Consider the following 9,950-nt stretch of genomic DNA (forward strand, 5'->3'; position numbering starts at 1 on the left):
TAGCACCCGTCCGCGAGCGGCGACAACGTGAGGAGAGCGTCCAATCCATGGGCATCCGGCTATGCGAGAATCGGACGACAGCGGCGGGGACGCGACCCGGCGAGGTGCCTTGCTCCGGCAGGCAGAGAGGCGGCCGAACATCTTCATCGACCAACTCCTACTGGGCATCGCCATCCTGCTGGTCATCGCGATCTTCGCCAGCAAGGCCTCGGGCAGGCTGGGTTTGCCGTCGCTGCTGCTCTTCCTTGCAGTCGGCATGCTCGCCGGCTCCGAGGGGATCGGCGGGATCGAGTTCGCCGACGTCGGGATGGCGCAGACCCTGGGTGTCGTAGCGCTCGCGTTCATCCTCTTCTCCGGCGGCCTCGACACCAGCTGGCCTTCAGTCAGGCCGGTGCTGTGGCCGGCACTCAGCCTCTCCACGGTTGCGGTGCTGTTGACGGCGGTGAGCATGGGTCTCTTCGCCACCTGGCTCTTCGGCCTCAGATTCATCGACGGATTGCTGCTCGGCGCCATAGTCTCGAGCACCGACGCCGCCGCCGTTTTCTCGGTCATGCGCTCCCGTGGGATCGGACTTCGGGATCACCTGCGGCGTCTGCTCGAGCTCGAATCCGGGAGCAACGACCCGATGGCGATCTTCCTGACTACCGGGGTCATCGGGTTGATCGTCCAACCGAGCAGTTCGATCCTCGGCCTGGTGCCGATGTTCGTCGTCCAGATGGTCCTCGGAGCGGCCATAGGCCTGGGCGTCGGCTGGGCTATGGTCTGGGTGATAAACCGGATAAACCTCACCGCCGACGGCCTCTACTCGGTCCTCACCCTGGCGATAGTGCTACTCGTGTACGGGCTCGCCGCAGTGACGGGCGGTAACGGCTTCCTGGCCGTTTATCTCGCCGGCATGATGATGGGCAATCAGGACTTCATCCACAAGCGGAGCATCCGCCGCTTCCACGACGGATTGGGCTGGCTGATGCAGATCGCGATGTTCATCACCCTGGGCCTGCTTGTATTCCCCTCTCAGTTGCGGCCGGTCATCTGGACGGGCCTGGCGCTGGCTCTGTTCCTCATCCTCGTGGCCCGGCCACTGGGCGTGTTCCTGGCACTCCTCCCCTTCCCGATGCCCAAGCGGGAGAAGGCGATGATCTCGTGGGTGGGCTTGCGGGGGGCGGTGCCCATCATCCTCGCGACCTATCCTCTGGTTAGCGAGGTACCGAACGCCGACGTGATCTTCCACGTGATCTTCTTCGTCGTCATCGTGTCGGTGCTCCTCCAGGGGCCGCTCATCCCGGTGGTGGCACGCTGGCTGAACGCCGACGAACCTCTCGCTCAAGCCTCTCCCCGCTATCCGCTCGAGTTCGAGCAGACTGCCGATCTCGACAGCGACCTCGTCGAGGTACCGGTACCGGGCGGCTCGCCCGCCGTCGGCAGGTCGATAGTCGACCTGCACCTGCCAGAACCCGCTCTGGTGGTGCTGATAAGCAGAGACGACAAGTTCATCGTTCCGCGGGGCAGCACTGTGATCCTGGAGGGCGACCGGTTGCTCGTCCTTGCCGACGAGGAGAGCCTGGCCGGCGTCCGCCGGACCCTGGACATCGCCGGCTGAGGAGCGGGCAGTTCCCGCCGGTCCTCCGGCCCACGTCCGAACCCCGCCGAACCCCTTGGGCCGGGCGGCCCGGAATGCGAGACTGAGACATGGCTGACGAGATGCTGCCCAAGGTAAGCAAGGAGTTGACGGACAAGCGGAAACGGCTCGCCCCCGAGACCTTCGAGGCCTGGCGGGCATTCAGCCGGCAGGTCTTCGCCGACGGCGCCCTGCCGGGCAAGACCAAGCAACTGATCGCCGTTGCCGTGGCTCACGTGACCCAGTGCCCCTACTGCGTCAAGGGCCACACGAGGCAAGCGCTTGCGGCTGGCGCCACCGAAGAGGAGTTGATGGAGGCGATCTGGGTGGCTGCCGAGATGCGCGCCGGCGCTGGCTACGCCCACTCGCTCGTCGCCATCGACGCGATGCCGCACCATGAGCATGGCAGCGGAAGCGGCGACCATTAGGACGAGTTGGTGGCGATCGGGCCGGTCGCTTCCGGCCCGACGCAAGCGACCTCATCGGCTGGGCTTCGCGGAGCGAACTGGCACCCTGTAGCGGGCGAGGTTGACCGCACCTGGTCAACTATCTATAGTTGCTTACTAGTTGTTAGTGGGAAGGCTGAGCAGGCCGCCCGGACGAGGAGCAACGATGATCGCAGTTACGGGAGCAAGCGGCCACCTGGGCCGACTGATAGTGAGCGAACTTCTCGACAGGAACGTCCCTGCCGGAGAGATCGTGGCGATAGTCCGCACGCCGGCGAAGGCGAGTGACCTCGCCTCCCGCGGGGTGGAGGTGAGGAACGCCGACTACGACGACGGTGACAGCCTGGTAGCGGCATTCGAAGGCATCGATAGACTGCTTCTGGTGTCGGCGAGCGACGTGGGCAAGCGAGTGGAGCAGCATCGCCAGGTGGTGAACGCCGCCAGGCAGACGGGGGTGGAGCATCTCGTCTACACGAGCATCCTCGCCGCGGACAGCGCCGACACCATCCTCAGTCGGGAGCACAGCGCCACCGAACGGCTGATCCTTCGTTCGGGCATCGCCCACACCTTCCTGCGCAATGGCTGGTATCTCGAGAACTACACCGGCACTCTCGGCCAGGCGCTCGAGAACGGCGCCATACTCGGTACGGCCGGCGCTGGCCGGGTTAGCGCGGCAGCGCGGGCCGACTACGCCGCTGCTGCGGCAACGGTGATCACCGAGGAGGGCCACGAGGGCCGGACCTACGAGTTGGGTGGCGATGAGGCATTCACCATGACCGAACTCGCGGAGGAGGTTAGCCGGCAGAGCGGCCAGCCGGTCGAGTACCGCGACCTGCCCGCAGAGGAGTACCGGAACGCGCTCCTCGGCTTCGGCCTACCCGAGCCGGTGGCCGAGATGTTGGCCGATGCCGACGAGGGACTCGAACGCGGAGTCCTCTACACCGACAGCGAGGACCTGAGGCGGCTCATCGGGAGACCTACCACCACCCTCACCCAGGCCGTCGCGGCCGCCCTTGGGGACTGAAGTCGTGTTCGCTGGGCCGCCCGTTCCCTACTCGTCGGTTCCTCCGGCGAAGATCGGTGTCCATGCTCCCCAGAGGTTGCCCGATCGGACCCACGTAGGCACGGTAACCCTCCAGGTCGCTGACCTCGACAGGTCGCTGGAGTTCTACCGAGGAGTCATCGGTTTCCGCCTGCTGTCGCGGGGCGAGGGAACCGCCCGACTTGGCGCCGCGGGCAGTGAGGACGCCCTCCTCGAACTGAAGGAGAAACCGGGTGCGAGGCCGGCGGCGCGAAACGCTCGGTTGGGCATCTACCACTTCGCCGTGCTTCTGCCGTCGCGCGCCGACTTGGGCCGCTTCCTGCGGCACGCCTACGCCAGCGGGGCGCGCATCGGCCAGGCCGACCACCTCTACAGCGAGGCCACCTACCTCACCGATCCGGACGGGATAGACCTCGAGGTCTACCGCGACCGTCCGCGGGACGAGTGGACCTTGGCTGCCGACGGGGAGATCATCGGGTCGACGGAACCGCTCGACCTCGAAGGGGTGGCCGCCGCCGCGGGCGCAGAGCCGTGGGCCGGTCTTCCCCAGGGGACGACGATGGGCCACATGCACTTCTTCGTCGGTGACCTGGTGAAGGCCGAGGAGTTCTACCACCGGACGCTCGGCCTCGACAAAGTCACCTGGCACTTCCCGGGCGCACTGTTCCTCTCTGCCGGCGGCTACCACCACCACGTGGGCGCGAACGTCTGGGCGGCCGGCTCCCGGCCATCGGGCCCGGACGACGCCCGGCTCCTCACCTGGGAGCTCCGGCTGCCTGGCCCGGAGGACGTCGCAGCAGTGGCCTCGCGCTTGCGCGCAGCCGGCTACCCGGTGACCGAGCAGGACGGCACTTTTCTCGCCGACGACCCCTGGGGGATCACCGTCAGCCTTTCGGCCGAAGGAGCTATCGCAACTGCTTGACGCTCGCTCCGAGCCACCTATATACTGCGCAGGCTGCTGGGTCGTTAGCTCAGTCGGTAGAGCAGCTGACTTTTAATCAGCGGGTCGTAGGTTCGAGCCCTACACGACCCACCAAAGAGCGGCCCCTTCGACTAGCGGTTTAGGTCACCACCCTTTCAAGGTGGCGGCACGGGTTCGAATCCCGTAGGGGTCACCAAGATTCGAGGAGGCCGACTGAGCGCCTCCTCGATTCACTTTCCTCGGCAACGGGGGCGATTAGCTCAGCTGGAAGAGCGGCCGCCTTACAAGCGGTAGGTCGGCGGTTCGAGCCCGTCATCGCCCACCACAGAAATGGCCGTACGGAGCGGCGAAGGAAAGGCCCGCGTAAAGCGGGCCTTTCCTCTCTTCGAGGCAAGAACGGCTACCGTGGTGCCAAATTAGACCCGAGTCAAGCGACAGCTAGGACGCAGGGTAGATCCAGAGCCCACGGCGGGCAAGCTGGCCCTGATACGAGGGAGCAGTGCTTCCCGAGCACCAGCGGTGACGACGTGACCTCTCGCATCAGCTGCTCGGCGCACTCTCCGGGAAGGGGCCGGTGGGAAGCGCGTTCAGGGTGGTCCAGTAGTGGCCGATGCGTCCCATCAATTCCGACAGGTCGCCAGCCTCTACCGGCTTGAGCACGTGAGAGTTGGCCCGCAACTGATAACTGAGCTCCGACAGCCCGACGTCGGGGTAGCCGGTAAGCACGATGACAGGGAGGTGGTAAGTCCTCCGGTGCGCCCGGATCTCCCGGAGAACGTCGTGGCCGTTTACATGGTCGCTCAGATGGACGTCGAGGATCACCGCTCGCGGCAGCGGGACGCTCTCGTCGAAGAGTTTGGCCAGGGCCTCCTGCGGTTCGCGGCACACATCGACTACGACCTCCGGCAGGGCCTTGTTCAGTGCCCACGTCATCAGCTCGCAGTCGTCCCGGCTGTCGTCGATGATGAGTATGTCAGGGACCATAGTCTCTCACGAACCTTCCGAAGGAGATCCGCCTCCGAGTAACCGTACGCCAGGGCGACTTGATTGTCTGGGGCCTCCTGCGAGGGCCTTTCGGGTATCCGGGTATCTAGCGCCCCAGGATTACCGTCTTTTACGGCATCGACACGGCCACCCACGCTCCGCTTCAAGGAGGATCTCGTGATCCTCCGGTTCTAGTCCGGAGTACGCCCGCCACCTACCGCCTGCTGGTCGACAGCTGGTAAGAGAGACGCTCGCTGCGCGAGTTCGGGGCTGGCGTAGAAATAGGTCATGACGGCTCCCACCCGTGGCTGGGGGAAAGTGACCTGGTACACGAGCACGCTCTACTTGATTGCGCTTGCGTCTAGCCGCCTCTCATGTCGGCACGTTAGCTTGTCGGCTGGATGAGTTCGAGCAGGACAAAGCCCGAAGGTGCGAGCGAGCCGTATCTACTCTGTGTCGAGGACAATGCCGACGACTGTTTCCTGACACGGCGCACGTTGGCTCGGAATGACTTCCCGCACGCGGTGGTGTGCGTGGCAGACGGTGCTCAAGCTCTCGAACACGTCCAGCACGCGGCGACAGCGCCGCTCGCCATCCTCCTGGACTCCCGCCTGCCGAAGCTCGACGGACATGAGGTCCTGTTGGCCTTGCGTTCGGATGAGAGCACCCGCCGGATCCCGGTGCTGCTCCTCGTCGGGTCTTTCGACGAGACCCGTAAAGCTTGGCGGGAAACAGCCGATGCCTGCCTGCTCAAACCGCTCGACTGGCAGGAGCTCGACGCCGAACTGACGCGCCTGGGCGTCCTCGCCGACGGTACTCCGGTCATCGGCAACCGAGCGATCGGAGCCCGGGTCTAGGCGTCTTCGACCAGCTCTATAGTCCACTCCCTACTGATAACTGTTCGTTCCTGGAGATGCCGCAGGTAGTGAAGCGTCAGGTGGGGGCGTAGACGTCTTCAGCCGCCGTATCGTCCCCCAAACTGACCTGCTCCCATCACTCACATCGCTGGAGCCCCGTCTCCGAATCGTGTCTATCGCCCGTTAGGTATTGACTTTGACGCTACGTCAACCCCGATACTCACCTTGGTCGAACTGTCGACCGGACGGGAGGTGAGGTTGAGTTCAAGCGAAGAGTGGTCGATCCAGCAGCTGGCAAGGGCAGCCGGTACGACCAGCAGGACGCTCCGCCACTACGACCAGCTCGGCCTGCTCAGGCCCAGCCGGATCGGCGACAACGGCTACCGGTACTACGACAGTGCCGCCCTCTTGCGCCTGCAACGGATCCTCCTGCTGCGGGAACTCGGTTTGGGCCTTCCCGTGATCGGTCAGGTCCTTGCCGGCCAGCGGGACGCTGCAGCCGCACTTCGGACGCACCTGGAGCTGCTCGAAGTGGAGAGAGTCAGGCTCGCACGCCTGACGGAAACCGTGAGAGAGACGATCGAGAAGGTCGAGAGAGGTGAGGCGCTGATGGCGGAAGAGATGTTCGAAGGATTCGATCACAGCCGCTACAAGGCTGAGGTCATCGAACGGTGGGGCAAGGATGCCTACGAGCGGGGCGACAAGTGGTGGCGTTCGCTGTCGGAGGACGAGAAGCGGCAGTTCGGGCAACTCCACCTCGACATCGCGGCCGACTTCGGGAAGGCGATGGCGGCCGGCCGAGAGCCCGCAAGCGACGAGGTCCAGGCGATAGTGGAGCGCCACTACGGCTGGATCAAGATCGGGTGGCAGGGTCGCGAGCCGAGCGCCGAGGCGTACCGCGGACTGGCAGAGATGTACGTGAACGACCCGAGGTTCGCGGCCAACTACGACGAGCACGGCGAAGGCGGCGCCAAGTACGTTCGCGATGCGATGAATGTCTTCGCGGATCGCAGATTGAAGTAAGCGGAGTCGGTTCGCGATAACGCGGGCCGACTCGGTCTTGCCGCCTCCGCGCAACCTCGTAACGCGCCGCCCGGCCGAATACGTTGGGCTACACCTGCCCGCCCCCGCAGTGCCGATGCCCTCGAGCCCTGGTGAAGGTTCGCGGCTTTCCGCTAGACTCGGCTGGAAGCTGGAGGTCGACGGTGGCAAGGGATTACTGGCTGAATCTGCCGGTACATGATCTGACCCGGGCTCGAAGGTTCTTCACTGATATCGGTCTCGCCTTCGATGCCGACCCCTCGACACCGCCCGACATGGCCGCCCTGCGGATCGGTCAGGATCAGATGCCGATCATGCTGGTGCAGGAGGAGCGTTTCCGGCACTTCGCAGCGATAGACGCGGTGCACGCCGGGCACGAACTGCTCGTGACCATAGGCGTGGCGAGCAAGACAGAGGTTGACGAGGTCATCGACCGTGTCGAGGCGGCCGGCGGTCAGGTCTTCGGGCGCCCGTCCGGCGACGAACGCATGTACGGGGCCGGCTTCATCGACCTGGACGGACACCGCTGGAACCTTCTCTTCATGGGGGGCTGACTCAAGAGGGGATGACGGGAGATACCGGACGTTGCGGTCACACCGGGAGTTCCATCTGCCCCTCGTGCCCCGCATAGGTATTGACTCTGCCGTTACGTGTACATACACTTGCCGGGAGTCCAAGAAGCAGGAGGTATCCGAGGGCCGGCCGCCCTCGTACCGATCACCCCCACTCGAACCCAAGACCACAGCCAAGGGAGAGCCAGGATGACGATGCCGGCGAGCAGCAGCGATCAGCAGGCCAACGGAGTCACCGCACGCGATCAGAAGATAGTCCCGCACCTCTGGTTCGACGAGCAGGCTGAAGAGGCGGTAGCCTTCTACACCTCGGTCTTCCCCGACGCCAGACGGGGCACGGAGACTCGCTACAGCGAAGAAGGGCGGGAGATCCACGGCCGGCCACCCGGCAGCGTGATGACGGTGGAGTTCGAGCTGGCCGGCACTCGCTTCATGGCGCTCAACGGCGGACCTCACTTCCGGTTCAACCCCTCCATCTCGTTCTTCGTCCACTGCGACTCTATCGGCGAGGTCGACCGCCTGTGGGCGCAGCTCTCCGAGGGCGGCGTCGCTCTGATGGAGTTGGACAGCTACGATTGGAGCGACCGCTACGGCTGGGTACAGGACCGCTTCGGCGTGAGCTGGCAGGTCATGCACACCGTTGCGCAGCAGAGGCGCCGGCGCCTAGTGCCCAGTCTCCTCTTCACCGGGGAGGAGCCGCAGGCGCAAGCGGCGATGGAGCTATACACAGAGGTCTTCCCGGACTCGCGCATCGAAGCCACCTTCCCCCACCCCGCTGGCGGCCCCCTGGAGGGGATGATCGCCCACGCGCAGTTCACCCTGTTCGGCGAGCCGTTCGTGGCGATGGACGGGGGCGCCGTCCACCCGTTCACATTCAACGAAGCGATATCGCTGCTCGTCGAATGCGAGGACCAGGACGAGATAGACCGCTACTGGGAACGGCTCGGGGAAGGGGGCGACCCGAGAGCCCAGCAGTGTGGCTGGCTCAAGGACAGGTTCGGAGTCTCCTGGCAGATCGCGCCCCGGGCTCTTGGGCGGATGCTGGTCGATCCCGACAGGAGCAAGGTCGACAGGGTCATCCGCGCTTTCATGCCCATGAAGAAACTCGACCTCGCACAGCTGGAGGCCGCCTACAGGGGCTGAACGAGGGCAAGGGGAGTAAGGAGCAGCAGGAACCGAGAAGTCTCATACCGCAGCGCACGCGGCATCCCGGTATGAAGATGCATGCCCCCACGTTCTGCCCTGTTCGTCGTCACCCTCCTCCTCTCCATCGGCGCCATCGCCGCCGGCCAGTCCGTGCCCGATCCTCCGCGGGGGGACTTGAGGTTCGCCGTGTTCGGCGACTTCAACGGATCGTACGGCGCCCTCGACTACCCTCCGCCCGTCGAGAAGGCGATGAGGGCGATAGCCCGAAGCTGGCGTCCCGATCTGCTCCTCTCTGCCGGCGACGTCGTCGCGGGCCAGAACAAGTCTCTCCCCGAGAGCCGGTACGCGGACATGTGGCGGGTCTTCGACCGGGAGATAGCGGCTCCGCTCAGGGCAGCGGGCATCCCCTACGCCTTCGCGATGGGGAACCACGATGCCTCCAGCCTTCGCGGTCCCGCGGGCGAGTTCGTCTTCCAGCGGGACCGGCGGGCGGCCCTCGACTACTGGACGCAGCCACTCTACGAGAGCAACCTCCTCTACGTTGAGCGGGAGCGCTTCCCCTTCGATTACGCCTTCCGCGCCGGACCGGCCTTCGTCGTCATCCTCGACGCCTCGAGCGCGACCGTCAGCGTCGATCAGCGACAGTGGCTCAGGCGTGTGCTGGCGCTCCCTACCGCCCGGGTCGCCGGGCTGCGCGTGGTCGTCGGGCACCTTCCGCTGGTTCCCGTGAGCGTAGGTCGGGACCGGCCGGGCGAGGTGCTCGAGCATCCCGAAGTGTTGCTTCGCATCCTCGAGGAAGGCGGAGTGGACCTCTACGTGAGCGGTCATCACGCCGCCTACTATCCCGGTCGTCTGGGCGAGGTCGAGCTGCTCTTCTCGGGCGGGGTAGGGGCACGCCGGCTGCTGGCCGGCGACGAGCCGGCTCGTTCGACCGTGACCCTCGTGGACGTCTGGTGGGAGCCCCTCCGCATCACCTACTCCACATTCGACCTGGCCACCATGCTGCCCATACGGCCCTCTTCCTTGCCCCCGGTGATCGTGACCGACGAGGGCGCCGTGCGGCTCTCCGAACGGGCACATCCCGCCACGGTCGAGACGGCGCAGAGGTAGCGGTCCGTTCACCTGCGGCGGCGACCTTCGGGTAGACCATCCCGCAGCTGACGCCGGGCGCGTGGGCGGCAAGTGCTACTGCGGCTGCTCCGCCAGCACGACGCTCAGCTGCCGTTCGACGCTCCCCCTGACAATCGTCACCTCGAGTTCGTCCCCGACCCTGTAGTTGCTCTCCAGGTAGGTGCGCAGTTCACCGCGGGTGGTCACCGCCC

Annotated in this window: 10 protein-coding genes and 3 tRNA genes; 12 read left to right on the top strand and 1 reads right to left on the bottom strand. The window is 65.5% G+C overall.

Annotation, left to right across the window (positions count from 1 at the left end; translation table 11 throughout):
- Nucleotides 1-109 precede the first annotated feature (109 nt).
- From VF168_00615 to VF168_00645, 7 genes are all read left to right on the top strand, one after another.
- Nucleotides 110-1,600 (top strand): potassium/proton antiporter, encoded by a 1,491-nt coding sequence (locus tag VF168_00615; protein HEX7002678.1) that lies wholly within the window; start codon nt 110-112, stop codon nt 1,598-1,600.
- 89 nt (nt 1,601-1,689) lie between these two features.
- On the top strand, nt 1,690-2,046 hold the full coding sequence (locus tag VF168_00620; protein HEX7002679.1) for a carboxymuconolactone decarboxylase family protein: 357 nt from the start codon (nt 1,690-1,692) through the stop codon (nt 2,044-2,046).
- A gap of 184 nt (nt 2,047-2,230) precedes the next feature.
- Nucleotides 2,231-3,088 carry an SDR family oxidoreductase gene (locus VF168_00625; GenBank protein HEX7002680.1) on the top strand — a complete coding sequence of 286 codons (858 nt, stop codon included), beginning with the start codon at nt 2,231-2,233 and terminating at the stop codon, nt 3,086-3,088.
- A gap of 76 nt (nt 3,089-3,164) precedes the next feature.
- Complete coding sequence (locus tag VF168_00630) at nt 3,165-4,028, top strand: VOC family protein (protein ID HEX7002681.1); 864 nt, start codon at nt 3,165-3,167, stop codon at nt 4,026-4,028.
- Between the two features lie 38 nt (nt 4,029-4,066).
- Nucleotides 4,067-4,142: transfer RNA gene (locus tag VF168_00635), tRNA-Lys, on the top strand.
- A gap of 6 nt (nt 4,143-4,148) precedes the next feature.
- Nucleotides 4,149-4,224: transfer RNA gene (locus tag VF168_00640), tRNA-Glu, on the top strand.
- 53 nt (nt 4,225-4,277) lie between these two features.
- Nucleotides 4,278-4,353 (top strand) — tRNA-Val (locus VF168_00645).
- Nucleotides 4,354-4,568: 215 nt separating this feature from the next.
- On the opposite strand, the gene VF168_00650 is transcribed toward VF168_00645, so the two are convergent.
- Nucleotides 4,569-5,012, bottom strand: coding sequence for a response regulator (locus VF168_00650; GenBank protein HEX7002682.1), 444 nt, complete (start codon nt 5,010-5,012; stop codon nt 4,569-4,571).
- 401 nt (nt 5,013-5,413) lie between these two features.
- Between VF168_00650 and VF168_00655 the strand changes: the two genes are divergently transcribed.
- From VF168_00655 to VF168_00675, 5 genes are all read left to right on the top strand, one after another.
- The gene (locus VF168_00655) at nt 5,414-5,869 is read left to right on the top strand and encodes a response regulator (GenBank protein ID HEX7002683.1); all 456 of its coding nucleotides are present in this window, start codon (nt 5,414-5,416) and stop codon (nt 5,867-5,869) included.
- A 258-nt stretch (nt 5,870-6,127) separates the two neighbouring features.
- Complete coding sequence (locus VF168_00660) at nt 6,128-6,892, top strand: TipAS antibiotic-recognition domain-containing protein (protein ID HEX7002684.1); 765 nt, start codon at nt 6,128-6,130, stop codon at nt 6,890-6,892.
- A gap of 182 nt (nt 6,893-7,074) precedes the next feature.
- Complete coding sequence (locus tag VF168_00665) at nt 7,075-7,464, top strand: hypothetical protein (GenBank protein HEX7002685.1); 390 nt, start codon at nt 7,075-7,077, stop codon at nt 7,462-7,464.
- A gap of 207 nt (nt 7,465-7,671) precedes the next feature.
- Nucleotides 7,672-8,625 (top strand): VOC family protein, encoded by a 954-nt coding sequence (locus VF168_00670; GenBank protein HEX7002686.1) that lies wholly within the window; start codon nt 7,672-7,674, stop codon nt 8,623-8,625.
- 81 nt (nt 8,626-8,706) lie between these two features.
- Nucleotides 8,707-9,738 (top strand): metallophosphoesterase, encoded by a 1,032-nt coding sequence (locus VF168_00675; GenBank protein ID HEX7002687.1) that lies wholly within the window; start codon nt 8,707-8,709, stop codon nt 9,736-9,738.
- Nucleotides 9,739-9,950 lie beyond the last annotated feature (212 nt).

This window comes from Trueperaceae bacterium (assembly GCA_036381595.1).
GTDB lineage: Bacteria > Deinococcota > Deinococci > Deinococcales > Trueperaceae > DASVCN01.